General features: G+C 34.8%; 26 protein-coding genes and 2 other RNA genes. 17 read left to right on the forward strand and 11 right to left on the reverse strand.

The genetic code is table 11. The features are described from left to right. Nucleotides 1-35: 35 nt before the first annotated feature. The 3 genes from FNOD_RS04720 to ffs all read left to right on the forward strand — a co-directional run bounded on the left by FNOD_RS04720 (nucleotide 36) and on the right by ffs (nucleotide 2,797). Complete coding sequence (locus FNOD_RS04720) at nucleotides 36-362, forward strand: cache domain-containing protein (protein ID WP_041256892.1); 327 nt, start codon at nucleotides 36-38, stop codon at nucleotides 360-362. Further along, a complete protein-coding gene (locus FNOD_RS04725; RefSeq protein ID WP_041256894.1) occupies nucleotides 331-2,400 on the forward strand; it encodes a methyl-accepting chemotaxis protein in 2,070 nt (689 codons plus the stop codon). The genes FNOD_RS04720 and FNOD_RS04725 overlap by 32 nt, the downstream gene beginning before the upstream one ends. A gap of 132 nt (nucleotides 2,401-2,532) precedes the next feature. Next, nucleotides 2,533-2,797, forward strand: an RNA gene (gene ffs / locus FNOD_RS09440) — signal recognition particle sRNA large type. A gap of 42 nt (nucleotides 2,798-2,839) precedes the next feature. Here ffs and rnpB read toward each other — a convergent pair. Then, nucleotides 2,840-3,170: RNase P RNA component class A (rnpB, locus tag FNOD_RS09390), an RNA gene on the reverse strand. A gap of 175 nt (nucleotides 3,171-3,345) precedes the next feature. On the opposite strand from rnpB, the gene FNOD_RS04730 reads away from it, so the two are divergent. Then, nucleotides 3,346-4,692 (forward strand): MATE family efflux transporter, encoded by a 1,347-nt coding sequence (locus FNOD_RS04730; RefSeq protein ID WP_011994071.1) that lies wholly within the window; start codon nucleotides 3,346-3,348, stop codon nucleotides 4,690-4,692. Between the two features lie 56 nt (nucleotides 4,693-4,748). Beyond that, nucleotides 4,749-5,681 carry a methionyl-tRNA formyltransferase gene (fmt, locus tag FNOD_RS04735; protein WP_011994072.1) on the forward strand — a complete coding sequence of 311 codons (933 nt, stop codon included), beginning with the start codon at nucleotides 4,749-4,751 and terminating at the stop codon, nucleotides 5,679-5,681. An 80-nt stretch (nucleotides 5,682-5,761) separates the two neighbouring features. Here the strand turns inward: fmt and FNOD_RS04740 are convergent, their stop codons facing one another. The 10 genes from FNOD_RS04740 to FNOD_RS04785 all read right to left on the reverse strand — a co-directional run bounded on the left by FNOD_RS04740 (nucleotide 5,762) and on the right by FNOD_RS04785 (nucleotide 16,018). Continuing rightward, the gene (locus FNOD_RS04740; protein ID WP_011994073.1) at nucleotides 5,762-6,133 is read right to left on the reverse strand and encodes a hypothetical protein; all 372 of its coding nucleotides are present in this window, start codon (nucleotides 6,131-6,133) and stop codon (nucleotides 5,762-5,764) included. Nucleotides 6,134-6,233: 100 nt separating this feature from the next. Continuing rightward, nucleotides 6,234-7,112 (reverse strand): prolipoprotein diacylglyceryl transferase, encoded by an 879-nt coding sequence (lgt, locus tag FNOD_RS04745; RefSeq protein WP_011994074.1) that lies wholly within the window; start codon nucleotides 7,110-7,112, stop codon nucleotides 6,234-6,236. Further along, nucleotides 7,109-8,410 carry a hypothetical protein gene (locus FNOD_RS04750; RefSeq protein WP_011994075.1) on the reverse strand — a complete coding sequence of 434 codons (1,302 nt, stop codon included), beginning with the start codon at nucleotides 8,408-8,410 and terminating at the stop codon, nucleotides 7,109-7,111. Before FNOD_RS04750 ends, lgt begins: the two co-directional genes overlap by 4 nt. Before the next feature lies 1 nt (nucleotide 8,411). Beyond that, nucleotides 8,412-9,023 carry a winged helix-turn-helix domain-containing protein gene (locus tag FNOD_RS04755; RefSeq protein ID WP_011994076.1) on the reverse strand — a complete coding sequence of 204 codons (612 nt, stop codon included), beginning with the start codon at nucleotides 9,021-9,023 and terminating at the stop codon, nucleotides 8,412-8,414. 19 nt (nucleotides 9,024-9,042) lie between these two features. Then, entirely contained in the window at nucleotides 9,043-10,308 is a 1,266-nt protein-coding gene (locus FNOD_RS04760; RefSeq protein ID WP_011994077.1) for a methyl-accepting chemotaxis protein, read from the reverse strand. A 24-nt stretch (nucleotides 10,309-10,332) separates the two neighbouring features. After that, nucleotides 10,333-11,640 carry a response regulator gene (locus tag FNOD_RS04765; RefSeq protein ID WP_011994078.1) on the reverse strand — a complete coding sequence of 436 codons (1,308 nt, stop codon included), beginning with the start codon at nucleotides 11,638-11,640 and terminating at the stop codon, nucleotides 10,333-10,335. A gap of 29 nt (nucleotides 11,641-11,669) precedes the next feature. Further along, complete coding sequence (locus tag FNOD_RS04770; protein WP_011994079.1) at nucleotides 11,670-12,263, reverse strand: chemotaxis protein CheB; 594 nt, start codon at nucleotides 12,261-12,263, stop codon at nucleotides 11,670-11,672. 24 nt (nucleotides 12,264-12,287) lie between these two features. Beyond that, nucleotides 12,288-14,042: an ATP-binding response regulator gene (locus tag FNOD_RS04775; RefSeq protein WP_011994080.1), complete on the reverse strand. Its 1,755-nt coding sequence runs from the start codon at nucleotides 14,040-14,042 to the stop codon at nucleotides 12,288-12,290. Nucleotides 14,043-14,069: 27 nt separating this feature from the next. After that, the gene (locus FNOD_RS04780; protein WP_011994081.1) at nucleotides 14,070-14,822 is read right to left on the reverse strand and encodes a hypothetical protein; all 753 of its coding nucleotides are present in this window, start codon (nucleotides 14,820-14,822) and stop codon (nucleotides 14,070-14,072) included. A gap of 41 nt (nucleotides 14,823-14,863) precedes the next feature. Beyond that, a complete protein-coding gene (locus FNOD_RS04785) occupies nucleotides 14,864-16,018 on the reverse strand; it encodes a CheR family methyltransferase (protein ID WP_011994082.1) in 1,155 nt (384 codons plus the stop codon). Between the two features lie 139 nt (nucleotides 16,019-16,157). On the opposite strand from FNOD_RS04785, the gene FNOD_RS04790 reads away from it, so the two are divergent. The 12 genes from FNOD_RS04790 (at nucleotide 16,158) to FNOD_RS04845 (ending at nucleotide 25,536) form a co-directional block, all read left to right on the forward strand. Beyond that, nucleotides 16,158-16,703, forward strand: a complete 546-nt coding sequence (locus FNOD_RS04790; protein WP_011994083.1) for a TIGR00725 family protein — start codon at nucleotides 16,158-16,160, stop codon at nucleotides 16,701-16,703. A 26-nt stretch (nucleotides 16,704-16,729) separates the two neighbouring features. After that, nucleotides 16,730-17,554, forward strand: coding sequence for a DMT family transporter (locus FNOD_RS04795; protein ID WP_011994084.1), 825 nt, complete (start codon nucleotides 16,730-16,732; stop codon nucleotides 17,552-17,554). 1 nt (nucleotide 17,555) lies between these two features. Beyond that, entirely contained in the window at nucleotides 17,556-18,566 is a 1,011-nt protein-coding gene (gene mreB, locus FNOD_RS04800) for a rod shape-determining protein (RefSeq protein WP_011994085.1), read from the forward strand. An 18-nt stretch (nucleotides 18,567-18,584) separates the two neighbouring features. Beyond that, the gene (gene flgF, locus FNOD_RS04805) at nucleotides 18,585-19,346 is read left to right on the forward strand and encodes a flagellar basal-body rod protein FlgF (RefSeq protein WP_238374565.1); all 762 of its coding nucleotides are present in this window, start codon (nucleotides 18,585-18,587) and stop codon (nucleotides 19,344-19,346) included. A gap of 11 nt (nucleotides 19,347-19,357) precedes the next feature. Next, the gene (gene flgG / locus FNOD_RS04810) at nucleotides 19,358-20,143 is read left to right on the forward strand and encodes a flagellar basal-body rod protein FlgG (RefSeq protein WP_011994087.1); all 786 of its coding nucleotides are present in this window, start codon (nucleotides 19,358-19,360) and stop codon (nucleotides 20,141-20,143) included. Nucleotides 20,144-20,276: 133 nt separating this feature from the next. After that, entirely contained in the window at nucleotides 20,277-20,921 is a 645-nt protein-coding gene (locus FNOD_RS04815; protein WP_011994088.1) for a HEAT repeat domain-containing protein, read from the forward strand. Between the two features lie 42 nt (nucleotides 20,922-20,963). Beyond that, a complete protein-coding gene (gene plsY, locus FNOD_RS04820; protein ID WP_148202045.1) occupies nucleotides 20,964-21,590 on the forward strand; it encodes a glycerol-3-phosphate 1-O-acyltransferase PlsY in 627 nt (208 codons plus the stop codon). A gap of 18 nt (nucleotides 21,591-21,608) precedes the next feature. Beyond that, nucleotides 21,609-23,177: an NHL repeat-containing protein gene (locus FNOD_RS04825; protein ID WP_011994090.1), complete on the forward strand. Its 1,569-nt coding sequence runs from the start codon at nucleotides 21,609-21,611 to the stop codon at nucleotides 23,175-23,177. Between the two features lie 14 nt (nucleotides 23,178-23,191). Beyond that, a complete protein-coding gene (locus FNOD_RS04830; protein WP_011994091.1) occupies nucleotides 23,192-23,638 on the forward strand; it encodes a tetratricopeptide repeat protein in 447 nt (148 codons plus the stop codon). Next, a complete protein-coding gene (locus FNOD_RS04835) occupies nucleotides 23,635-24,270 on the forward strand; it encodes a hypothetical protein (protein WP_011994092.1) in 636 nt (211 codons plus the stop codon). The genes FNOD_RS04830 and FNOD_RS04835 overlap by 4 nt, the downstream gene beginning before the upstream one ends. Next, nucleotides 24,267-25,019, forward strand: a complete 753-nt coding sequence (locus FNOD_RS04840) for a lysophospholipid acyltransferase family protein (protein ID WP_011994093.1) — start codon at nucleotides 24,267-24,269, stop codon at nucleotides 25,017-25,019. The genes FNOD_RS04835 and FNOD_RS04840 overlap by 4 nt, the downstream gene beginning before the upstream one ends. Then, nucleotides 25,000-25,536, forward strand: a complete 537-nt coding sequence (locus FNOD_RS04845) for a bifunctional nuclease family protein (RefSeq protein WP_011994094.1) — start codon at nucleotides 25,000-25,002, stop codon at nucleotides 25,534-25,536. The genes FNOD_RS04840 and FNOD_RS04845 overlap by 20 nt, the downstream gene beginning before the upstream one ends. The last annotated feature ends 13 nt before the right edge of the window (nucleotides 25,537-25,549 follow it).

The following is a 25,549-nucleotide window of genomic DNA, read 5'->3' on the forward strand; positions in this document are numbered from 1 at the left end:
GATACCATTTAACTATCGATATTAGCCACCTTTGAATGAATAAGATTGAAGAAACATTTGTAAAAAATTTGGACAACAAATTTGAAGATATTCATAAAAACCTTCAACTTGCATCCGATTATATTCTATCCAAACAACAGATATTAGAAGCATTTGCTAACAAGGATAGAGATACGCTAATACAATACGTGATGCCAATTTACGAGAATTTATCAAAAAACTACAGAGTCAACCAAATACATTTTCATACTCCTGATTTGAAATCGTTTCTCAGAACTAATGATTTAAATAAATACGGAGATAGTTTAGACTTTAGAAATGACATAAAATATGCTCATACAATACGTGATGCCAATCCATGAGAATTTATCAAAAAACTATGAAACCAACCTAATACACTTCCATACTCCTGATTTGAAATCGTTCCTCAGAACTAATGATTTAAATAAATACGGAGATAGTTTAGACTATAGAAATGACATAAAAGTTGTGCTCCAGAAAAAAGAACCCATATTTGTATCATCTCCAGGCAAAAGTGGTGTTGGCTTTAGATACGTAAGACCTGTATACTATAACAACGAATTTGTGGGTACAATGGAAGTTGGATTTTTATTAAGTAAAGAAACGCTTAAGCAAATGGGAGAAGCTATTGTCTATCAATTCTTAGATGAATATGGTAAACCTGCAGAAATAATTACAAAACCTGACGAAGTTGAAGATTTTCTGCAAAAGTACAACATTGAAAACCTAAAAGCTGGAAAAGAATCTTCTTTTAGGGATGATAAATACTTTTACATAAATTATCCATTAAAAAATGTCGACGGTCAAACATTTGCAACCATTCTTCAAAGAATAGACGCAAGAAATATTTTTAGTATGCAGAAGAAAGGTATAACTTCACAGATTATAGTAGGTTTACTCGTAGCTTTAATAACAATAGCTGTTGTTATATTCTTCTCCTCACTCACGGTGAAAAAGATCTCAACTCTTGTGATAGAAATAGAAAAATTACAAAAAGAAAGGAACTTAGCAAAAGGAATCTCATTCAAATCAGGTAAAGATGAAATATCAAGCGTTTTTCAAAAATTATCTGAGTTGCTCGCTAATTTAAGAAATATAATAAAAGAATTTGTCCTCTCATCAAAAGATTCTAACATTAGATTAGGTACACTTATCTCAAAAATCGATGATTCTTACTTCTCGCTTAAAGCGTTCAAGGAAAGCTTTGAATATGGAGTTCAAATGGCACAAACAGTATCTTCTTCAGTAGAGGAAACAACAGCAACAATAGAAGAAATATCTGCCACCACATCAAACATATCAAAAGCTGCTCAAAGCGTTGCCACAGCAGTTGAAAAAATAACTAATGATGTTCAGCTAAGCAACGATTCGATTGTTCAAATGAAAGGTTCTGTTGATGAAACAATTCAAGGTTCTCAAGAAATAGTTGGGTTCGCAAATCAATTGAAAGAAAAATCCGAAAGGATAGGAGATATATTAAAGACTATAACGGATATAGCAGAGCAAACGAATTTATTAGCGTTGAACGCGGCAATAGAAGCGGCGCGCGCTGGAGAAGCTGGAAGGGGATTCGCGGTTGTCGCGGATGAAATTAGAAAACTGGCTGAAAGCACAAGGATATCGGCTACAGAGATAGGTAAAATTCTAACAGAACTAAGAGACGGAGTTGGTGGAATAAGCGAAAGACTTGAAAGTTTTGATGAAAAGATTAGGAATATAGAATACGCAACTAAGTTGGTGAGTCAGAAACTTGAAGATATACAATCTGAAGTAACAACGCTAGAAAAAGAAGCATCAAACCTCGCGGCTGTAACGGAGGAACAAAGCGCATCTATAGAAGAAATATCCGCAGCAATGGCAACATTGTCAAAAACAGCAACCGACATGAGTGAACAGATGGAAATGAACAAAGAAGGGGCAGAAGAAATGGAAAATAGCTTTAAACTTATGAAACAATCCTCTTTTGAAGTATCTGAGTCATTTAAGAAAATCGCATCAATTATATCAAGTGAAATAACCATTTTCAGCGAAAGCGAATTAAAAGACTTAATTAATAGTGCGATAGAAGCCCATGAAAAATGGGTGAAAGATGTGGAAAGTGCTATAAACAGAATGGATGAAAAATTGAATGTCGTATTAGATGGCTCATTCTGCAAGTTTGGATCTATTTATCATTTCATTAGGCCACCAGAAAAAGTAGCGGACAAATGGAGAGAAATAGATGCACCACACATGAAAATCCATGCGCTCGGAAAAGAAATAGACGAGGCTTTAAGGAAAAAAGATTACGAAAAGGCAAAGCGTTTATTCAAAGAAGTTGAGAATACAAGAGACGAAGTAATCCGACTTACGAAGGAAATAGCCAATAACCTAAGTTAATAAATCAAAAACCTCTCCTCACAAATTTGTGAGGAGAGGTTTTTTATAAGGCATCAGCATTTATCAAAAATTCCCAGATAATTAAAATTTCTCTTGAAAAATACAAAATAAATGATAAAATGGTGTATGGTGCCGTACTAAGCGGGGGGTTGGTGGTCCCCTGTAACCCGAAACCCACCTTAGCGGGGCTGAATTCCCCGTCTGAGGCTACCTGGGTTCGGAAACGGCGTACCTGATGGCGTTGAAGGTTGGGTCCTACGCAACAACTACCTGCGAACCGGGTCAGGTCCGGAAGGAAGCAGCCCTAAGTAGGCAAGTGTGTGCCGTAGGGGTGCCCGGCCGGAGCCACAACGGGTACGTACGACCGGGTTCAGGCGTGTCGAAGCGGGGTGTACGGCACCATTTTTTATTGTATGAATTTTATAGACCAAAATAAAAAAGCTCAAGAGGGGCTGTAAGCCGGATTCTGTCTTGAGCAAGCATCTGTCTAAGCGGTCTACCCGGGGGATTTAGAGTGGGGCCGCCCAACCCCCTGTTTGACCTTGCTCCGGATGTGGGTTGCCAAGCCAGTGCATTACTGCACTGCTGGTGAGCTCTTACCTCACCTTTCCACCCTTGCCTTACTCGGAATAACCTTTCAGGCGGTTTCCGTTTCTATGGCCCTATCCGTGGCTCACGCCACCTAGCCGTTAGCTAGCATCCTGCCCACGGAGTCCGGACTTTCCTCAGGACAGCCTTGTGCGGCTGCCTGCGCTTGCTCGCCCCTCTTGAGCTTTTAAAATTTTTAAAGCAATGATTTGCGTAGATTATTCTACTACACTTTCAAAATATTTCAATTTCTGATTGTTGCTCTTATGCAAAATTTATGATAAAATACATTTAGTTCGTAGTACGAATTTTTCACATTAAAATTCTCAGAGAAAAAGCAAAAGGTAGGGAGAAAATGTGGCGAAAGTAAACGTGCTTAATGAAAGAATAGAATATTCGTTATTTCACTTAGCATGGCCTCTCATAGTTTCAAACGCGCTTCAAACAATTTACAATATCGTTGATTCTTATTTTCTAGGTAAGCTTGGGCCTGTACAATTCTCAGCTTCCACAATTACTTGGCCCGTTATATTCACATTTATCTCACTTGCCATGGGTTTTTCAAACGCTGGGATAGCTATTGTCTCACAAAGTTACGGAAAAATGGATATACAAAAGGTTAAAAAATCAATGGGGCAGTTATACCTTGTTACGATATCCGTTGGTTTGCTGGCTACCGTACTAGGAATCGCTTTTGCAAAACCTATATTGAACTCTATCGCGGGTTCTGAAAGTAGAGATGTTGTCCCGTATGCTTTAAAATACTACATAGTAGATATGTTAGGTCTTCCACTTGTATTTATAATCAACAGCACAACTTCCGCAATACGCGCCGTCGGTGATTCTCAATTTGGCATGAGAATAACCCTTTACATGAATCTTGTAAATATGTTTTTCGATCCACTATTGATATTCGGTATTGGACCATTTCCTAAGCTTGGTGTTGCTGGTGCGGCTTGGGCTACTAATATTGGTCGGTTTATAGCAGCTGGAATTTCTTTATACCATGTTGCTTCTAAACAAGCTCATGTGAAAATATCGAAAAGCGATTTTAAACCAGATTGGAAGATTATAGGCTTGATTTTTAAGCTTGGACTTCCAAGCGCGCTTGGAATGTCAATAACATCGGCTGGTTTCGCTGTTATTATGAAATATGTGGCTATGTTTGGTCCCGCCGTAATAAGTGCTTACGGGATAGGTAATAGGGTTACCAATTTGGTTTCTATGATATCTTTCGGGCTTGCCGGCGCTGTTTCCACAATGGTTGGACAGTTTATCGGTGCAAAGAGATATAAAGATGCTGAATATACAGTTTTAAAAGCGTTTTACTGGAATATAACCATTATCGGCGTGTTATCTTTATTGACATTTATATATGGTAAGCAAGTGACTCAATTCTTTATAAACGATCCAAAAGTTATACAAATGGGAGAAATCTATTTCAAATACATATCTTTCTCAATGCCCATCTTTACGGCTTATATGATTTATAACAACGCGCTGATTGGAGCTGGGAAGACGATACTAACCATGGTTGGCGATATACTCCGTTTATGGGGAATTAGAATCCCTATCATCGCAACATTATCTCTCACCTTTGGTTTTAAAGGTATCTTCGTTGGAATGATAATAAGTAACCTAATTGTTTTTGTTATAACTTATCTTTTCTTTAGGCTTTCCAATTGGAAAAAAAGCGTGGTATAATCTTCTGTGTGAAAATAAAAATTCTACACCTAGATTTATTGATTTGGAGGTATTTTATGCGCATTTTGTTTATGGGCACTCCTGAATTTGCCGCGAGTTATTTAGATTTTCTTATTCAAAAAAAATTTAACGTCGTTGCTGTTATTTCACAAAAAGACAAGCCACGAGGCAGGGGGCAGAAATTATTGCCTACCCCGGTTAAAGAGGTGGCTCAAAAGTACGGTATTCCCGTTTTCCAACCTTCAAAACTAAATGAAGAAGGGTTAGAAATTATTGAGAACTACAGACCAGATATTGGTATAGTCGTCGCCTATGGTAGATTGTTAAGAAAACCATTTTTAGATGCTATTCCACTTTACAATGTTCACACATCGCTCTTACCGAAATACAGGGGCCCTGCCCCGATGCAGAGAGCTATCGAAAATGGCGAAAGAGTTACAGGCGTTACTATATTCAAAATAAGCGAAGGTATGGACGAGGGCGATATTGCTTTGCAAAGAGCTTTTGAATTAGAAGAATGTGAACCATTTGGAAGTGTTTACGAAAAGTTTATAAAATATGGCACAGAACTTCTTCAAGAATTTCTAAGAAATTATCCAGTCACATTAACCCCGCAAGACCACTCAAAAGCGACATACGCGCCTAAAATAGAGAAAAAAGATTTATACGTTGATTTCTCAAAACCAGCGGTGGAGGTAAGAAATAAGATTAGAGCTTACGATCCAACTCCTGGCGTGCGAACGTTTTTAAATGATATAGAAGTTAAATTGTATGGTGCATGCGAAATAGAAAGCAATTCCCAAGAGAATATTGAACCAGGTACTGTTGTAAGGATTGAAAAGCAATCTGGTGATGGTGTTATAAAGACTATCGATGGTCTCTTACATATAAAATACATCCAATTTCCGGGGAAAAATAAAATAACATTCCTTTCGGCAAAAAACGGTGGGCTCATAAAGGAAGGAATGGTATTTAGAAATTTAGATTAAAAAAACAAAAAATCCCCGCGATGCGCGGGGATAATGTTTTTTATTTACCTTCCTATCAGGGGGATGGGGAGGGGGAGAAATTACTTTTTCGTATTATTTAACCTAAAGTAATCGATATTCTCATCGTGCTCAATTTTTTTGTATCTATGCATTGCCGTTTCATACATTCTGTTTATTATAGCTTTTAAGTCACTTTCTTTACCAATCTCGTTAACTAGGTTTTCAAGTTCACCCATAAATTCGTATTTAAATTCTTTTTCGTCGAACCTTATATTTTCCATCAAAGATAATGGCAAACTCGGTTCAATTTTTTTAAGAAGTTTTATTATGAATTCTACAAAAACATTCTTCACATCACTTTTTCTCTTTGCTTCCGCTAATTTCTCTCTGTATTCAGTTTCCAACTCGTGTTCATACTTAACATAACTGACCATCTTTTCTGTACCTTCCATATAATCCCCCCTTGAAATTTATGTGGAAGCAACCAAAAACATATTCATCCTTATAGCATAAATTTAGACTAAGTTAATATGGAAATCGTTCGATTAATTTTTAATTGTCCCTCTTGCCCGTTTTTCCTATTATGTACGCATACCAAGCAGCACCGATAAAAATTAGAATAATACTAACAACCTGAGCTGCTCGAAAGTGACCTGCCATAAGGCTGTCAAGCCTTAGTGATTCGATCCAAAAGCGACCTAATGAATAAAGTATAAGGTACAAAGCTGTTGTTTCACCATATTCACGTTTTCTTTTTTCAACAAAAAAGTACAGAAAAACAAATATAGTTATATCCCACAAACTTTCGTATAAAAAGGTTGGATGGAAAAATCTATCAATATCAAAACCTGGCATTCTTCTTTCAGGTGGAACATACATTTTCCAAGGTAGTGTGGTGGGTCTTCCATAGGCTTCGTAATTGAAGAAATTTCCCCATCTACCGATGGCTTGAGCCAAAGGAAGCACAGAAGTAAACAAATCGGTTGCGTGGACAAATTTAAAATAACCTTTTATTTTTGAGTATATAAATATCATCAGCAGAGCTCCAAATATACCACCATGGATAGCTAATCCACCGTGCCATATCTTATATATCTCCGAAGGATATTTCGAGTAGTAATTCCAATTAAAAATAACATAGTAAATCCTTGCCCCCAATATTCCGGCAACAATTCCCCAGAATAATCCCTCATCAAGATCTTCTGGTTTAATAGGATACATGCTTAATCTTCTTCTCGCAAGTACGTAAGCGACTAATATACCACTTGCAATACAAATACTGTACCACCTCAATTGAAATTTGCCAATTTGGAAAATGTAATCCCTAACAATAAGCCGTCCAGAAAAAACTTCCCTTAAGAAGAAAAACAATCCAATTCCAACGGCTAAAATAATCACGACTGATAATATAATTCTTTTACTTTTGCTCAACTTTGGCTCCTCCTTTTTCTTAAATCTTTTTCCCATAGTTGTTGATAAATATAACTTACATTAGCTAATTTCTCCTTTATTGAATCATCGAACGGTATATATCTCCAAAATATCTCACGAACAGGTTTTTCAAGCTTTTGAATACCGGCAACTTCTTTAGTAACCCATAGTAAATAATCTTTTACGAAATATTCCGCCGGGTTTCCTTTATACTTGTTGTTTTCAAGATACCTGTAATACTCTCCAGTTAAACCTTCCTCCATCCACCTGCCGAAAGAAAGCTCTTTTTCCAACTTCCATCTATATTCACCAAAAGCTTGGTAAAATGGTTCAGTGCCTTTGCGTGAGAAAAGTGGTACAACAATTCTACCACGACCGTAAATATTCAATCCTTCAATAGGTTCCCAACAGAAGCCCATTTCGCCGTAACCCGGGACCAAAATTATATAAGGTGGCATAAATACTTCTGTACCACGTATATTTCTGGTAAGTGAAGTTTTATCGATAAGCTTAAAATTTTCAATTAATTCGTTGACAAAAGATTTCGTGAAGACTTGGTTTATTTCTTTAAAGTAATTCGATATCAATGCAGGATATTGAATACCAAATTTTCCAATAGCTTTTTTCACCATCTGCCTTACAACTAAGTGTTCTGTCAATTTCTTTTCACTACTTGACTTTAAAGGCAAATTTCTTTGTTTTTCATGCATCGAATCTAAAACTTCCTTTAAGTTCTTTATATCACTATCCATCTTCTTCAATTTTCCAATAGCTTTTATAACCTCATCAAATATTACGTAAACGCCTTTTGAATATGGTCCCTTCCCCTGTATTCCTTTCACAAGGTCTTTAAGTTTTTCTTCCTCTATACTTCTTTCAAACAACCTTCGTTCGTACTCCTTCTCAAACATTGTAGGATCAATTTGTCTTTCTTGCATACTATCTTGAATGACATCTTCGAAAGTTGATGGAGGAACTTTGCTTTTCTTAATAGCAATAATCCATTCATCAGCATAAAAAACTGTATCACTCTGCACAAGCTTTACAATTTCTTTTATTCTATCCCAATCTTTTGCTAAGTAACGCGGATCAACAATGCCAGCCCTAATGAATAATCTTTGCTCCATAGGACTGTTTTCTTCAAGTAATTCCGCAATATTTAAATACACATCCCAAAATATTTCAGTGAAAGAATCTTTGTACTCGTTGAAATTCTCTTCTTGAAGTTTTTTCCTCTTCAAAAACTCTTCTTTTAACCCATCATCAATTCCTGATAAAAGCTTATCAAGATATTCCATCTCAGCCTCTCCAAACAAGCTTGAGTTTATCACCTAAGAATTCCACAGAGTAAACATTTCTAAAACCTTTTCTCAACGCTTTCTCGCACATTTTATCAACATTTTTAAAAGAAGCGACAATTAAAGCGTCCGCTTGTATATTTGTCTCTAAGCTTAAAACAGGTACTCCTTCTATCTTTGTCCCAACTTTGTTTCTGTCATCATCTAAAAACGCTATAACATTGAATTTTTCTTTGTTAGCTATTAATCTAAATAATATCTTACCAACAACGCCGGCGCCGTAAATACAGATGTCTTTTTTTCCAACAAGCTTTAAAAACACATCCTGAAATTTAACTTCGATGCTTTTATACAATTCTGAAATTTCAGACAAATACGCTAATCTTAAATAATTAAGTTTTATTAATCCTTTATTTGTAAGTTTATACTTCCCTTCGACTTTTTCCACAAGCTCATCTGAAAGAAAGGATTTAAGGTATTTATTAACCAACGAAGGTACAATACCTGCCTTCAAAGATATTTCGGAATGAGACGTAATTCCTTCGGAAAGAGCTTGTAAAATCATCATTTGTTTGTATAAGGGAGAATATTCAAAAAAATCAAATTTTTCCATCCAAATCCTCCTCATAATCTCACAATTTTATATCTCTAAACATTTGACCGAATTTTTCTACCTCAGATTTTATTTGACTAATTGCTTCTTCAAGTTGTTCAACACCTGCATACAACTGTTCCACAGCTTCATGAGTATTTCGAGAAATTCGAGAGAGTTTGTCTGTATTCTGTGTCGACGCAAATACAACTTGGCTTATTAGATTCAATGATTCTCTGACATTGTTTAATTCTTTGGATATTTTTTCAGTAATCAAGACAGTCGAAGTAACTACTTTATCAACGTCTTTAAGTGAATTTTTTGACTCCTTGGCAAGAGAACGAGTTGAATTAGAAAGTTCCATTATCATTTCCGCTATTCGAGAAAGTCCGTCACGGTCTATTGTTTCTTTACTCGTCTCAATCGATGCGTTTATAGCTAATACAGTTATATTATCTGATATTTCAGTTATTTTTTCAACAAACCCGCCAACAGATTCTATCATATTCGTTAATTCCGTAACAGCATTCGTTATTTCTTCTATTGTTTTCGTAAAGTCTTTTATTCTATCTAATGTCGTTTCCACTTCCGCTCGGCTTTCTTCAAAATAAGCTGCAAATTCTTCAACTGATTTATCAAGCTCCATAGAGGCTTCTTCGGTATTTTGTGCCATAGATTTTATCTCAGCGGTTGAAGTAGATGTTGATATGATATTGTCTGAAATCTTCTCCAACAATTCATTTGTCGCATAATATTGTTTCTTCGTAGGAGCAATAAGAATACCTCCAAAAATATAACCAATAATTATGGAAATTATAACCATTACTGGAATTAGAAACTTAAATATGTTAGATTGCAATCTTTTCAAATCTTTGAAAAGCTCATCTTCCCTTGCTGCATGAGCAAAGTACTTTTCACCATCGTAAGAAAAAGCAACGTATCTTTTTACTCCTTGGTATAAATAAGAATATACTCCCGATTTTTCTTGTTTCATATATTCCAATAACCCTGGAACTTGGGTTTTTACGTCAATTCCTATTTTTGTCGGATCTGTATGGTAAAGCGTTATACCTTCAGTTGAAAGAACATAGTAATATCCAAATTCTGGTTTGAAATTAAGTAAAAAATCGTATTGTTTTATTTCGGAAAACACTTTTGTCTCATTTAAAAAATTCTTAAGTGTAATATTTTCGATAATTTTTGAAACTTGAGAAATCAATATCGAAAAGAAAACCAAAGTCGTTGCAAAAATTAATAACGCAATTATTAAAGCATACTTAGTTCTAAGTTTCATCCTTAATTTCATATTTATCCACCCCCAATTAAGATTTTATGTTAATTTTTCAATTAGCTCTCCAATCGTTTCACCGTGCCACTCGACAACTTTACAATCAAAATCAATTTTAATATTTTCACTTTGTGCAATTTTTTGTACATTTTTTTTGCACTCTTCAATCTCTAATTTAGCTCGTTCTATATCTTCGCCAATAAATATACAAACGAACTCATTAGCAGAAAACCTTGCAGAAAACTCCTGAAATTTCTCAAGAAAAACGTTTCCAATCTTTTTCAATAAATTATTTGTCGCATCTTCACCATGTTTAGTACTTATCTCTCTAAGATTTTTGATTGTTAATTTTCCAAGTGATGCTGGCAAGTTATTCCTTTGAACAAAATCCAAAGCGTTCAATAATCTCGTTCTAAAATATGTTTTATTGTATAACCCGGTGACTTCATCTATCTCTTTTCCTGATGAAAGATTGTTGTAATCGTTAATTAAACCTATTAAAGCACCAATTGGTTCGTTAACAATCGAAAGCACATGTTGAACAACTTCATGTGAAGAAGGCTCTTCCACAACTAAAAACCCTACAGGTTCACCCTTTTGGTAGATAATCTCTATTACAAAATTATCTTTTATTTTTCTATTTCCATCAAAATATGCTTTTACACTGGAATAATATCTTATGCCCGTAAAATTTTCTATAAACGAATGTAATTCTTCTGGCGAGGCTAAATTCTCACCAAACCCATAGAGCCTCATTTCAGACAATGAACAAATGCTCATATACATCGCTTTAAAGTTCAGTACTTCACTAAAAAGTTCAAAAAGCTTATTTACAACAAGCCTTTCATCGTAAATAAATTCGGAATAGCTCATTATTTCTCTCACCAGAGTCGATTCTTTTAAGCTCTCTTCAATTATATCCACAAGTTCTCCATATGGTTCTATATGGATTTTGTAAATTTCCCTTGACCATTCCATAGCGAACGGTTTATTGACAAATTCAAGTACTTCTTTCTCTAATTCATCTTGAGGAAGTGTTTTCTTTAAAAAATAATTCACACCACTTTTTTTAGCCCAAAATTTATTGACTGTTTCATCAGCACCTGTAAGCATGATTATTCCAACATTTTTCGAAAAACTAAAACTCCTAATGAAGCGTGTGAAATGTATACCATTAAGCTTTGGCATTACGTAATCAACAATAACAACATCTGGGAGGAAAGTAAAAAACTTGTTTATACCATCCAAACCATCTTTGGCGGTTTCAACATTGTAACCCTTAATTTCCAAAAGATTCTGCAAAAAATTTCTCCAAACTGTCGAATCATCAATCGCGAGCACTTTTTTCACATTTATCACCCCGCTTAAATTATTTATAATCAATAATCTTGCAAAGCTTGTCTGTTAATTCTTATTATTATATCTTTTATTCTACTCTGTTCCGCTTGTTCATACCTCATTTCTAATTCTTTCGCGATGTTGTTTGGCAGATAAGGAAACCTTGGACTTTTCTCAATAACAAATTTAACTCCCTTATTTCTGAGTATTTTGGCATAGTCTTTTCCATCGTCGCCAAGTCCGCCGAGTACTATAATAGTTGTTTTATCGTCTGCGTATTTGACAAGCGATTCAAATAACTTTGATATCGAAGGATGTACCTTATATTCACTCTCAACAGAATTCAAAGTATTTTCCGAAATGAAAATTATATCTTTACCGCCTTTTGGTAAGTATATTTCATTTTTTATAGGAGTTGGTTGATCAACGATTTTTACTATATGTCCTGTCTCAATTTCGATGTGATTTGCAAACGTTTCCATAGCACTACTTGTAAAATGGATACATATAATTACTGGAATATTAAGCTTTTCGTTTATTTTCAAAAGGTTTACTGCAACATTAGGGCTTCCCGCGGAACCAACAATTATAACTTTGTAATTAGCTTTATTAATCATATCTTTTGAACTTTCCATTTTTTCACATCCATATACATAAAATTATCCTACCAATTTTTCGATTAATCTCAGCAATCTCTCTGGTGATTCTTCTTTTGATAAATAAGCATCCGCACCAACTTCGAGTCCTTTTGCTAATTGTTCTTTAGAAAGTGTGCTAAACAATATCACCGGTAAGTCTTTTTTTATTTGTTTTATTCTCCTTGTGGTTTCAAAACCATCTATATCTGGCATTTCCACATCGCAAACAACAACATCGCAATTTGAACTCTCAACATAACTTATCGCTTCTGAACCATTTTTGGCTTCTATTACCTCGTAACCAAAAGCTTCCAAGAACTTAGATACAACACTTCTTGTAACGACAGAATCGTCAACGAGTAAAACATTGATTTTCTTTGTTTTTTTAACTTCTCCTTCTCTAAATGAATCTATATCGATTATAGGTAATGGATAAACATAAACATTTTTGACAAAACCCTTTACAGATGGATAGCTTTCACTACTTACTTGCCCATCGAAAATGCCAACTATATTATCTACGAAAATAGCTCTATAATTTCGGGTTATTATTCCAAATCTTGGATTCGAGGATTTGTACACTACATCGCATACCTTATCTTTGTATTTAACTTTACCATCAATTGCTTTTAACTTCGTAACTATCTCAAGCACGTCTTGTGTACTTATACAAAATTGTTGCCCATCAGCTTCAAGAACGAGTACTTTAATAAGGAATGATTTCACTGGAAAGTGGATTATAAACCGTGTTCCTATTCCCGGTGTAGTAACAAACTCCACATCACCACCACGTGCCATAGCAAAATTCTTGACAGCGTCAAGTCCAACACCTCTACCAGCTGTACCATCAGCTTCTTCTTTTGTTGAAAATCCGGGCACAAATATAACATCCTCTGGTCTTAAGTGTCCAAGGTTTCTCTCCATGGCTTTCTTTCTTACTTTTTCAAAGTCTATCCCTTGACCATCGTCTTCTACCTCTAAATAGAGTTCATTATTCAGCACATAACTTCTAATAGTTATTACGCCTATTTCGTCTTTTCCAATTTTTTTCCTTTCATCAGGCGATTCTATACCATGAGATATCGAATTTCTAACTAAGTGAACAAGTATATCAATTAAAGCTTTCGAATCTTTCTTCTCAACCATTTCATCACCAATCTCAAGGTTTAATCTTACTTTCTTTTTTGCATTCGTTGCCTCCTGAACGATTAATGTATCGAAGTTCGAAAGAATATTTCGAAGCTTAGTATAGTATAATTCTTGGATAGTGGAAGTTAATTTGGACTTCGCCAAACGAATAATCCTAAGTGCACTATTTATATCTCCACGCATTAAGCTATTTTCCGTTGTTAGAGCCATCGATAAAAATTCTTGGATATATTCGACAGATAAAGCTCCCTGCTCTTTAGAAAATATAGTTGTTTCAGCCTCTTTCTTTCCTTCTAACCTATCGATTAAATCCTGGACTTCTGATTCTGAAAGGTCGCCATCACGCTCCAAAAGAGGTGGTATTATCGATAATAGCCTTGACAAAAATTCATCTGATAATTCACCTTGTCCAGCCAAATAACTTTTGAAGTAATCTTCGATTTTATGAAATAAATTTTTGTAACCAACAAGTCCAACAAGACTTGCTGACCCTTTGATAGTGTGAAATAATCTGTATATATCATTTATCAACGCTCCATCTCTCGATTCAAGGAAGGATTTTATGTCATTTATTGATTCATTTCCCTTCTCACGAAGTTCCTCAAAAAACATTTCTAAGAAGTCCATAAAATCAGCTCCTTTGGTAATTTTAAATTATTCGATAATCTCATATGTTCCCTCGTCTGTCTCAAGCATTTTCTTACCTGATTCGTGATAAAGTTCGTTTCCAGAAACGAGCGTTATCTTTCCGGTTCTATAAGCAATATTATCGAGAACCACAATAAATTTTCCCTCATCAATATTTTTGACTGGTATTATTTTCTTATAATCTATAAAACCATCATAGCCGTGGAATTTGTAAGGAGTGACTAAATCGAAAGATACAATAGTTTTCACATTACTTTTTCTCACCGCATACTTTCCACCGATAACTACGAAATCCGCTTTTTGAGAATCAATCTTAGTCTTTTTTTCTTCTTTTTCCTCTGACGAAATCACTCTTGCTTCAATAGGTAACTCCACGTTATGAATATTGTATACGTAATAAAACTCTCTGTCTTTTTGCACAACACCTATGTATTCAGATATCGATTCAAATTTAGACCCCTTTTGTATCGGTAAGTTAGGTGATATAGGAATGATTTCTCCTTCTATTTCCTCAATCACTCTTGTAACTCCAAAAGCATACTTTTGGAGAATAATAAAGTACTTTAAAACAGGAGAAGACAACTTTGAATGAGTAACGATGGGGTACAGGAAATTACCATGTTCCGCAAAACCAAAAATAATATCCTTTTCAGGGCCCGAAATAAATTTTTCACTTATACCACTGACAAGAGATTTTTCTATCGCTATCTTTATGGAACCTTTATCATACTCAATTTCACATGCGTAGAACTTTGCCATTATCACCACGCTCCATTTTAAAACATCTTAAATTATTCAAATTATTTTTTTCGTCCTAGCCTTTCCAAAAGATGTTTCAACTGCCAAACTTCTTCATCGTAGTGATTTAAAAACATCGCTTTTTTAATTGAATCAAAAGCTTTCTCAAACATTGAAAGCTCATACTCAATAAGTGATTTGTATTTCCAAACAAGATGTTCTGTTGGATATTTTTTAGCAAGTGATTCGATTTTCTTATAGGATTCATCATAGAGCTTGTTTTCAATCATATGTTCGATTAATCTTAATTCCTCTTCAAAATTTTGTGACTTAACAATATTTGTAATTTTTTCTGAAATTTTTGGAATCTTTTGTGGTTCGCTTGAAATTATTTTAGAACTATTTTTATCAACATCTTTGAGAATCTTCTCTGGTTTTTTGATGCTTTCTGGAGGCAAATTTCCTTTCTTTTCTTTTGTTTTCACATGTTTGATTTTTCTCAGAATCGCGCTAGTGTCGTCAAAAACTTGCTCAAAGTAATTGTAAATTTCAGGAAAGTATTCGCCGCTACCTATTACCGAATACCCATCATCGTTAAGAAGATTCAATATTATATTTAAAACTTTTTCCACATTATCAAGATATATGAAAACCCTTCTGATAAAAATTATATCAAATTTCATGTTCATTAATGCAGAACAGTTTCCTATATTGCAAACTTTAAATGAAGTATTTTCTTTGTATTCATCCTTTATGCAATATTTATCTTCATATTTAACAAAGTACTTTTCAATTTCGTGTTCTGAAAGAAACCTTATACTCCAAAATCTGTAACAACCATTGATAGCTTCTTCTATCCTTTGATGATTTACATCGATACCTAATATGTTATACTCAACACTCATTTCTTTGGCGATTATCGATGTAGAATAAACCTCCTCACCTTTAGAGCAGCCAATTGAAAGAATATTCCATTTTGGTTTTGACTTCAGAATACTTTTAAGCTTTTCAAATGTTTTCTTATCTCTGAAAAAATACGATTCTCCTATCGTCAGATTCTCAATAACAAGTAATTCAAAATGCTCTTCAGGAATCTCATCGATAGGAATAATCGAAATTCTTTCAATAAATCTATTCAATCTTTCTTCTTCAACTTTCATACGGTGTTTTTTTAACACCTCAACTGTGCGGGATTTGATTTTAGAAACTGTGTCCAAATATTACACCCCCGAAGATGAAAAATATCATGTTAAAATAAAATTAATCCCACATTTACACTTTTATTATAACACACTTTGTGTTATACTAAGTAAATGAATTTTGATTAAAAATAGAAATTAATAGGGGAGGAAAATTATGCTTAATATTCGCAACACTAACAAAAGTATAAAAGTCGGGGTTATAGGATATTCCGGTTCGATTAACGAAAGCCCAGTAAAGGAATTGGAAAATATTTGTGTCAAACTTGGTGAAGAACTTGGAAAAAGATATGTTGTATTCACAGGTGGAAGAGACGGTGTTATGGAACTTGTTTGTAAAGGTGTAGCGAATGTTAATGGTTTTTCTGTAGGAGTATTACCTTGGGAAGGTTCAGACTCGAATGAGTACAATTCGTTAGTTATATCCACTGGTCTTGATTTCCAAATGCGTTCTTTTATACTCGTGAAAAGTGTAGATGTTGTAGTGTCCATAGGTGGTGAAATTGGTACCGCCGTTGAGATTTTAGCCACTTATGCCAATAAAAAACCCGTTATATTACTCAGGGGAACAGGTGGCTGGACAGATAGAATATCGAAAGTGCTTATAGACGATAAATATCTCGATAACAGAAAAATGGCGCCGGTATACCAAGCTTGGAGTGTGGAAGAGGTATTGGATATAATAGAAAAAATACAAAAGTAAATAGATGTTATCTGTGGGGGTGTAGTATGCTTAAATACGCGCCTGTAGTTATTGTTACGCTATTCTGGGGGATGTCTTTTGTCGCAACTAAGTTTGTAGTAAGCGTTTTTCCACCATTCCCAGCCGCACTTTACAGGTTCATAATAGCGCTTCTGGTATTGTTTCCATTTACTAAAAATAAAAAAATAAAGGATATAAATGCTTTCTGGGCGGGCTTTTGGGGAATAACTATGTATTTTGTTTTTGAGAATACCGCCCTTGTTTACACTAACCCAACAAATGCTGCTGTAATTGTATCAAGTGCACCTATTTTATACGTGCTGTTCACACACTTGGTACATAAGACTAAGACAAATATTTACCACTACATAGGCTCTATTATTGCATTTTCAGGTGTTACCTTAGTTATCCTGAACGGAAGGCTTTTAAAACTCAATCTACTAGGTGATATACTTGCATTTGGATCGGCTTTTTCATGGGTAGCTTACACTCACTATGTTATGAAAATGGAAAATCACGATGGTATCGACCAGATATTTTCTATAACATTTTGGGGTGTCGTTACACTAATTCCGTTTTCGCTTTTTCAAGATATGACACCAATAATTGAAACAAAAAGTTTAATCGGCCTTATTTATCTTGGAGTCATATGCTCTGCTGTTGGATATTTCCTTTGGAACAAATCAATAGTGTTAATTGGTGATAGAAGAACAACAAACGCAATATATTTCATTCCCGTTGTGACTATTATATCAGAGAACATACTCATAAAACCAAATTTGAGTTTGTATAATATAATTGGTGTAATAATGCTAATAATTGGATTATATATTTTCGAAAGGGGAGAGTAGTATGGCAAAAAACGATTTAGGAATTGACCTTGGTACAGCGAATTTCATAGTTTATCAATTAGGAAAGGGTATAGTATTAAATGAACCCTCAGTTGTCGCAATCGAAAAGAAAACAAACAAAATTTTAGCAATCGGTTCTGAGGCAAAAGAGATGCTTGGCAAAACACCTGAAGATAAGATATTGGCAGTGAAGCCCATGCGTGATGGGGTGATAGCTGACTATACAATCATCTCAAATGTACTGAAATATTTTATAAAAAAGCTCAACAAGAGTATGTTTTTCAAATGCAACATGGTTATAGGTATTCCAACAAAAACAACAAGTGTTGAGCAAAGAGCGGTCTACGATGCCGCTTTGAAAGCAGGCGCAAAGAGGGTACACATCGTTTTAGAACCAACAGTAGCAGCAATTGGAACAGGCTTAGATGTCATGAAGCCTATGGGAAACATGGTTATAGATATCGGCGGTGGAACAACAGATATCGCAGTTATAAGTCTTGGTGGTATCGTTGTTGGTGATTCGATAAAATTGGCTGGTAATGCCTTGGATGAAACAATAGTAAAAGGAACAAGAAGAACCTTTGGATTGATAATCGGTGAATCAACTGCAGAGGAGATAAAAATCAAAATAGGAAAAGTTCACCCAGATGTAGAAGATTTAGAATTGGAGATTAAAGGTAGAGACGCGGTAACAGGATTACCAAGAACAGAGATAATAAATTCGACCGACGTTTACAAAATGATTAAATCTGTTATCGAAAATATAATCTCAAGAATCAAACTTGTTCTTGAAAAAACTCCGCCAGAACTCTCAGCAGATATAGTCAAACATGGAATAGTCCTTACGGGTGGTGGCGCATTGCTTAGAGGTATAGACAAAGCCATAGAAGAAGAAATAGGAGTACCTTGCAAAATAGCAGATGAACCTCTACTGTGCGTAGCAAAAGGAACAGGAATACTACTTGAAAATGAAGAGTTATTGAAACATGTAGCAGTGACATATGAAAAATAAATATAATCTCATAGGAGCGTGAGTAAATTGTACAGAGGGGTATACACGGCAGCGATGGGAATGTTAGTAGATATTACAAAAATCGATACATTATCAAATAACCTTGCAAACGTTGAGACAAACGGCTATAAAGCCGATACCCCTACTTTTAAAGCTTATTTTAATAAAGAAATAGATAGAATAAAACCAGAACCAGAAAACAGAAGAGTAGAGGTAAAAAAGATAGGCAATCTCGAACAGGCTGTTATTTTAGATGAGGTTAGAACGAACTTCTCTCAAGGTATTCTTGAACAGACAAATGTACCTTCACATATCGCAATTAATGGTGATGGCTTCTTCGCAGTAAGAAAAGCAAATGAAATTTTCTACACAAGAAATGGTGAATTTATTAGAGATAGCAATGGTAGATTAGTTAACACACAAGGTAATTATTTACTCAATCAAAATGGTCAAGAAATAGTCGTTCCGGAAACCTTTTCAATAGATGAAGCTGGAAATATATTAGATGGAAACGGGAATGTAATTGATAGAATAGCTGTTTACGCTCTTAGTAATCCTAGAAAGATAGGCGATACTTTATTTGCCGGTCAGCCACAGAACTTACCTGAAGACAGTTTTAGGATTTTACCCGGCTATATAGAAAAATCTAATGTGAACGTAGTAAGAGAAATGGTAAAGATGATAGAAGCCCATAGGCATTACGAAGCAACATCCAAAGCTATAGTTGTCCACGATGAACTTCTCAACAAAGTAATCAACAATGTTGGAGCATTAAGATAGGAGGGAGTTAAATGATTAACAGCCTTTACACAGCAGCAACGGGTATGTGGACACAACAATTTAAAATGGATACTGTATCAAACAACATAGCAAACGTTGACACAGCCGGGTATAAAAAAATTAAAGCAGAATTTCAAGATTTGATTTATAGCTATTCAAAGAATGCTGGCGCAGCGACAGCTCAAAATTCAACAACTCCAACAGGCATATACGTTGGTCATGGTGTCAAGCTTGCCGCAACGACTAAAATATTCACACAAGGAAACCTTGAAAATACAGGTAACGCACTTGACTTAGCGATAACAGGCGATGGATTTTTCCAGATACAACTTCAAGATGGTAGAATTGCCTATACAAGAGATGGACAGTTCAAATTGGACAGTCAAGGAAGGGTAGTTACCGCAAATGGTTTACTTCTTTCGCCGGCAATCGTCGTTCCACAAAACGCGGTTTCGCTAACAGTTTCGCCAGATGGTATAGTCTCTGTTGAGCTTGCCGATGGCACAATTCAACAGCTCGGTACAATAACACTTGTAAGATTTGTTAACCCAGCAGGATTGAAATCCATAGGCGATAACTTGTATTTGCAAACGAACGCAAGCGGCGAGCCAATTGAAGGTGTTGGCGGTCAGGACGGCTTTGGTACGATAATGCAAGGTTACGTAGAAAAATCAAACGTTGATGTTGTCAAAGAAATGGTTGATATGATTACAGCAATGAGAGCTTATGAATTTAATTCAAGATCGATAATCACGGCAGACCAAATGCTTCAAACAGCAAGTAACCTGAGGAGATAATAGATTAATCTAAAAAAGCATTAAGAACAAAAAATCCCCGGGGAATCATACACCTGGGGATTTATTTATTTTTCTCAAGAGTATGGTATAATAAACGATAGTTTAGAATTACAAATAATTTGGAGGTGAAATTTTGAGCGAAAACAGCGAAAATTTCGAAAACAGAGAGCGTGAAGAATTGATAGAACGCATAATAAACGAAAAAGGTCCTGACGCTTTTGACGATATGCTAAAACTTCTCGATGACGAAGATGAAAATGTTAAAGAAATAGCAACTGAAGTATTGTACAGACTTGGTGATAGCGTAAGACCAAAAATAGAAGAATACGTAAAAAAAGAAGTCTTACGTGGCGAAAAAAATAATATGAAACTACTTTATCTTATCGATTTACTTGGCGATATGGGCGCGAAAAATTCTGTAAAAGACATACTAAAGGCTCTTGAATTGTACGACTTTGAGGAGGCTCAGATTGTAATATACGAAGCATTGGCAAAACTTGGCGCAGGTGAACAATTTTATCCTTTATTAAGATACATGCTCCTTGAAGGTGAAGAAAGGTTTACTTTAGGTCCTCAAGTTGCAATTGCTATGTCCTATCTTGATATACCAGAGATTATACATGACTTAGTACAAGCAATAGATAGTTCAGACTTTTCAGGAGAGGACCTTGAAACCATCAAGCAAGCTCTGAGCAACGTAATTAACACAAGACCATCGTACAAAGAAATACTTATAACTTTAGTAGGTGAAGAAAATTTCGAAAAATATGTACTATAAAAAATATGTACTATAGATAAAAAATTATAATTGAAAAGGGGTGTGAGTGGCTTGATTTGGGTAGCAGCTATCGTAGGTTATTTCATTGGTTCTATCCCATTTAGCTACATAATTCCACGTTTGCGTGGTATAGATATAACAAAAGTTGGTAGTGGGAACGTAGGTGGAACAAACGTTTTAAGAAATCTTGGCACGGGTTACGGCGCACTTGCGATGTTTCTTGATATAATGAAAGCAGTTGTAGCTGTTCTTATCTTCAAAAATCAAGGTGAAAACGCAATGGTCATGGCTGGCGCTATGTCCGTTTTCGGCCATTGCTACTCCCCGTTTGTAAAATTCAAAGGTGGAAAAGGAGTGGCTACAACTCTTGGCTCATTCTTTGCCATCTTCCCTCAAGCTGGAATGTTCGCTTTGGGCATATGGATTGCTATTGTGGCTTTAACACAATATGTGTCATTAGCTTCGATAATAGGTCTATTGGCAGGTACTATCTTCACACTCGTATTTGGCAAAAACTACTGGATTATCTTCCTTGCACTTACGCTATTTTCTGTATATAGGCATAAAGAAAACATTAAACGCCTATTAGAAGGTAACGAAAGAAAGACAAATGTTGTTGATTATTTCTTAGGTTGGATGGATAGGAAAGATAAAAATAGCGCAAAATAATTAAAAAGAGAGGCAGATATGAAGTACGCAACTTTCAAAAGTTCTATGAAAGCTAAATCAAATTTGGTTATATTATTCTTTGCTTTATTTTACTTAATCTTGCTACCAACCAAATCACTTGCGGTTATAGATGAAGAAACCGCAAGAAATTATTTTTCACAGTCGCTAATTCAAATGTATCAAGGTAATTTCCAGAAAGCATATGAGCTTTCTAAACAAGCTCTCTCTGGAAGGGTATATGTCAATGAGATAGCAAATTTCTGGTTTTTGAGAGGCAGGCTTGCAATTGCAAATGGACTTATAGACAAAGCAATAGAAGAATTTGGTACTTTTACACAACTTGTAAAAAATGATGATATAGATAACATATTAGAAAAGGTAAGGTACTTTAGAAACATTAATTTATCGCCTTCAAAGAACTTTGAACTTAAATATATCGGTAATGCGAGTGGAATAATAAAAGGCATCGAATATTTTCAAACACCTGTTAGTGTTGCTGTCTATGGAGATTCTTATTGCGTACTCGATAGTAAAAACAGAAGAATAGTATATTTCAAAAATAATCGAATGACAAACATAAAAAAAGTTTCGCACGATATCAAGCAAATAATATTCGATCGCAATGGCTTACTTTACTTGGTTAGCGAAAACGCGATTTATAACGATTCAGAATACGAATTATTGAAAGGCTTACGTTCACCGATAGTCGCCGGATTTGACAGGAACGGTAATATGTATATAGTTGACTTTGACAGAATAGTTTTGTTTAATGTTTATTCCAACAATATCACTGAACATAAGCTCCAAAAAGTAACTCCTGCATTAGATGCTGAAATAACAATAGACAAACTTTACATATTGAACGGATTAACTCAGGAAATAGATATATACGACCTGAAAAACTTTTCAAAAATTCAGTCGATAAAATTATCAGAGAAGATTTGGAATTTTGAGGTAACACCTTACGGTGACATAATATACCCAAGTAAAGATGGTTTAACAGCTAACGACAAAAAATTCGATATAAAAGGAATAGACCTCATTGAATATAGCTATCCAAATCTTTTTGTTATGAAATGGAAAAATAAGCAAATCGAACATTATGTTTTAAAAGATGATAAGCCGCTATTTGTAACTATCGAAAAGTTAGAGTTTGACGATAATTTTGTTTATGCATACATCAGTGTCGAAGATCTATTCGGTGACGAAATACACTATATTCAACATTCCTTAAGCATCTTTGAGCATGATATATACGCTCCAAGTGACGTATACAGTAGCCAAATTAATCCAAAGTACATAACTCTAAAAGAATGTAAAGGAGAACTGATAATTTATAGATTACAATCTTTAAGAGTCTTAGGTAACTGTCCAATACTCAACAAATTTACAGGTGCGCCAACATATCAAAAAGCAATTGAAAATTCAAAAAAACTTATTTGGATTGCGCAATGGAAATATATCAGACCAATTCCGCCAGGATTAATAAAAGTATCAGCCCGTGTAACTTTCAAGAATAATGTTTACTATGATACCACGTTTTACACAAGTACACTTATAAAATCAGAAGAACTCAGAAAAAAATAGGAGGAAAAGCAAATTTGACAAAAGAAGAGATATACAAGCAGTTAGAGGAAGCTGTTAAATTAACAGAATCTGGTAAAAATAAAGAAGCTATGGAAATATACGAAAAACTTCTGGAATATGAAATTCCAGAAGTGTATAATAATATTGGAAATTTGTACAGAAGAGAAGGATTGTTAGGAAAAGCCATTGAAATGTACAAAAAAGCGATTCAAATATCTCCAGATTTTGCTTTAGCTTATTTTAATCTTGGATGTGCTCTTATGGAACTTGACAAATACAACGAAGCGGTTATGTTTTTTGAAAAATCAGAAAGGCTTGGCATGAAAAGTTTTGACCTCGATGTTCAACTTACTCTCTCATATATCGCATCAGGAAATTTATCAAAAGCAAAAGAAAAAATGAAAGATGAAAGAGTTCGAAACGAAGTTTCGAAATACATTGATGGGGGAATAAAAATATGATAAATTTCGCTTCTTTGGATCTGAGTTATATAAAAGATTTAATATCTTACGTGATAACCAATTGGTATGTTATCTTGCCCGTTGCAGTTTTTTTCTACCTCTTACCAAATATAGTAGAGCCGTTAACAATATTTGGATTGGGCTTTTTACTGGGAGCTGTTTATGTACAACCGTTAGTTTTTAATTTTGTAGGGAAGTTTTACCCAGAGATTGTAACGCTTTTTAACCAAAATAGTACGATAATTATAATTATTTTTGCCATATTATTTGGCATCATTTTATATGGTCTTTACAAATCCCTAATCTTCATCGGAAGTATGGCATTAGCATTTGTGGGAGTTCTTTTTATTTTCAACACATTTGCTGGTCCTGAATTTGGGTGGTATATTAGAATTGCCGTAGGATTAATAATTGGCATAATTGCAGGCAGTTTTTCGGTCAAAAACAGCGCAAAATTTGTTGGTTTTGTGGCAGTTGCTGTTTCTTCCTTTGTGATTTCTGTTGTTTCACTCGCATTTATAAAAAGCTATCTGTTTAAATTTAACGATTTTATTTTTCTTTGGGCAATTCTTATCTTATCACTCATAATTTTCTTCCTGCGAATAAATTTATTGTGGAGGAAGGATAAATGAAAAAAATCCTAAATTTCTTAAGAACGCTTTGGCTTTTAATAGGTGGTTTTCTTTACATATTTGTTTATGGTATTATCGTTTTATTAATTGGCTTTTTGCTTGGGAAAGAGGAAGGGAGAAAATTTGTCTTAAAACAAATAGAGATATTCGGTCGAGCTGCTTTCAAATTGCTTGGTGTAAGAGTATTTTCTTGCGGAAAAAAGCCAGATATAAATAGAAATTACCTAGTGGTTTGCAACCATCAAAGCATACTTGATATACCACTTGTAATAGGTTACGTCGGTCCTACACCATTTATCGCAAAAAAAGAACTTGGAAAATTTCCAATGATAAATGTATTTTTGAAATACCTCGGTAGCGAGCTTATAGACAGAGGAAACATAAGGCAAACAGCGTTGACTATAAGAGAAGTCATGAAAAAACTAAATGAAGGTTATCACTTTGTAATCTTCCCAGAGGGTACTAGATCTCCCGATGGAGAAGTACACGAATTCAAACCGCGTAGTCTTGAAATAGCCATGAAAGCTAAAGTCCCAATCTTACCAGTATCAATATGGGGAAACCATTTGGTTATACCTAAGCATAAATTAATCGTAAATTACAACAAAACAGGCATACTTATACATGACCTCGTCTATCCTGAGAACTTTCAATCTGAGGAAGAATTAAGAAAGTACGTTGAGAATACCATAAAAGATGGTGTAGAAAAACTGAAAGAGGTGATAAAAAATGAAAAAAGCGACTGTTAAGGCCCTTGTACTTGACAAAGTGTCAAATACTCCTGTCGTTTTACTGGGGATAGAAAACACAAAAAAGATTCTTCCGATTTGGATTGGCGCTTGCGAAGCGAGTACCATGGCAATCGCTATAGAAAAAGTACCTTTCGACAGACCCCTTACACACGATTTAATGTTAAACATAATAAATGAAGTTAGTTTGAAGATAGAAAGATTTGTAATTCACTCCATAAAAGACAACATCTTTTACGCGAAAATAGTCTTAAGGGATTTAACACTTTCAGAACAAGACATATCAGAGGGTGTTAATCCATTTATAGAAATAGACGCAAGACCATCTGATTGCATAATCCTTTCGCTGAAAACAGGTGCTCCACTTTACGTTACGAACGATATTATCGCAAGCGAGGCAATAGACCTTGGTTATCTTGACCAATCTGATGAAGAATTCAAAAAATTTGTTGAGAATTTAGATATAAACGAATTCAGAAAATTGTTAGACGACGACGTAAGTGGGCACGGAGAATAAAAAACATAAAAGG

It is taken from the genome of Fervidobacterium nodosum Rt17-B1 (assembly GCF_000017545.1).
In the GTDB taxonomy this organism is placed as follows: Bacteria; Thermotogota; Thermotogae; order Thermotogales; family Fervidobacteriaceae; genus Fervidobacterium; species Fervidobacterium nodosum.

What these genes read in the sequence shown, in the direction of transcription:
- FNOD_RS04720 (WP_041256892.1), top strand. Translation starts at nt 36, where the DNA reads ATGAATAAGATTGAAGAAACATTTGTAAAAAATTTGGACAACAAATTT.
- FNOD_RS04725 (WP_041256894.1), top strand. Translation starts at nt 331, where the DNA reads ATGCTCATACAATACGTGATGCCAATCCATGAGAATTTATCAAAAAAC.
- fmt (WP_011994072.1), top strand. Translation starts at nt 4,749, where the DNA reads ATGCGCATTTTGTTTATGGGCACTCCTGAATTTGCCGCGAGTTATTTA.
- FNOD_RS04740 (WP_011994073.1), bottom strand. Translation starts at nt 6,133, where the DNA reads ATGGAAGGTACAGAAAAGATGGTCAGTTATGTTAAGTATGAACACGAG.
- FNOD_RS04750 (WP_011994075.1), bottom strand. Translation starts at nt 8,410, where the DNA reads ATGGAATATCTTGATAAGCTTTTATCAGGAATTGATGATGGGTTAAAA.
- FNOD_RS04755 (WP_011994076.1), bottom strand. Translation starts at nt 9,023, where the DNA reads ATGGAAAAATTTGATTTTTTTGAATATTCTCCCTTATACAAACAAATG.
- FNOD_RS04760 (WP_011994077.1), bottom strand. Translation starts at nt 10,308, where the DNA reads ATGAAATTAAGGATGAAACTTAGAACTAAGTATGCTTTAATAATTGCG.
- FNOD_RS04770 (WP_011994079.1), bottom strand. Translation starts at nt 12,263, where the DNA reads ATGGAAAGTTCAAAAGATATGATTAATAAAGCTAATTACAAAGTTATA.
- FNOD_RS04775 (WP_011994080.1), bottom strand. Translation starts at nt 14,042, where the DNA reads ATGGACTTCTTAGAAATGTTTTTTGAGGAACTTCGTGAGAAGGGAAAT.
- FNOD_RS04780 (WP_011994081.1), bottom strand. Translation starts at nt 14,822, where the DNA reads ATGGCAAAGTTCTACGCATGTGAAATTGAGTATGATAAAGGTTCCATA.
- FNOD_RS04790 (WP_011994083.1), top strand. Translation starts at nt 16,158, where the DNA reads ATGCTTAATATTCGCAACACTAACAAAAGTATAAAAGTCGGGGTTATA.
- FNOD_RS04795 (WP_011994084.1), top strand. Translation starts at nt 16,730, where the DNA reads ATGCTTAAATACGCGCCTGTAGTTATTGTTACGCTATTCTGGGGGATG.
- mreB (WP_011994085.1), top strand. Translation starts at nt 17,556, where the DNA reads ATGGCAAAAAACGATTTAGGAATTGACCTTGGTACAGCGAATTTCATA.
- flgG (WP_011994087.1), top strand. Translation starts at nt 19,358, where the DNA reads ATGATTAACAGCCTTTACACAGCAGCAACGGGTATGTGGACACAACAA.
- FNOD_RS04825 (WP_011994090.1), top strand. Translation starts at nt 21,609, where the DNA reads ATGAAGTACGCAACTTTCAAAAGTTCTATGAAAGCTAAATCAAATTTG.
- FNOD_RS04835 (WP_011994092.1), top strand. Translation starts at nt 23,635, where the DNA reads ATGATAAATTTCGCTTCTTTGGATCTGAGTTATATAAAAGATTTAATA.
- FNOD_RS04840 (WP_011994093.1), top strand. Translation starts at nt 24,267, where the DNA reads ATGAAAAAAATCCTAAATTTCTTAAGAACGCTTTGGCTTTTAATAGGT.
- FNOD_RS04845 (WP_011994094.1), top strand. Translation starts at nt 25,000, where the DNA reads ATGAAAAAAGCGACTGTTAAGGCCCTTGTACTTGACAAAGTGTCAAAT.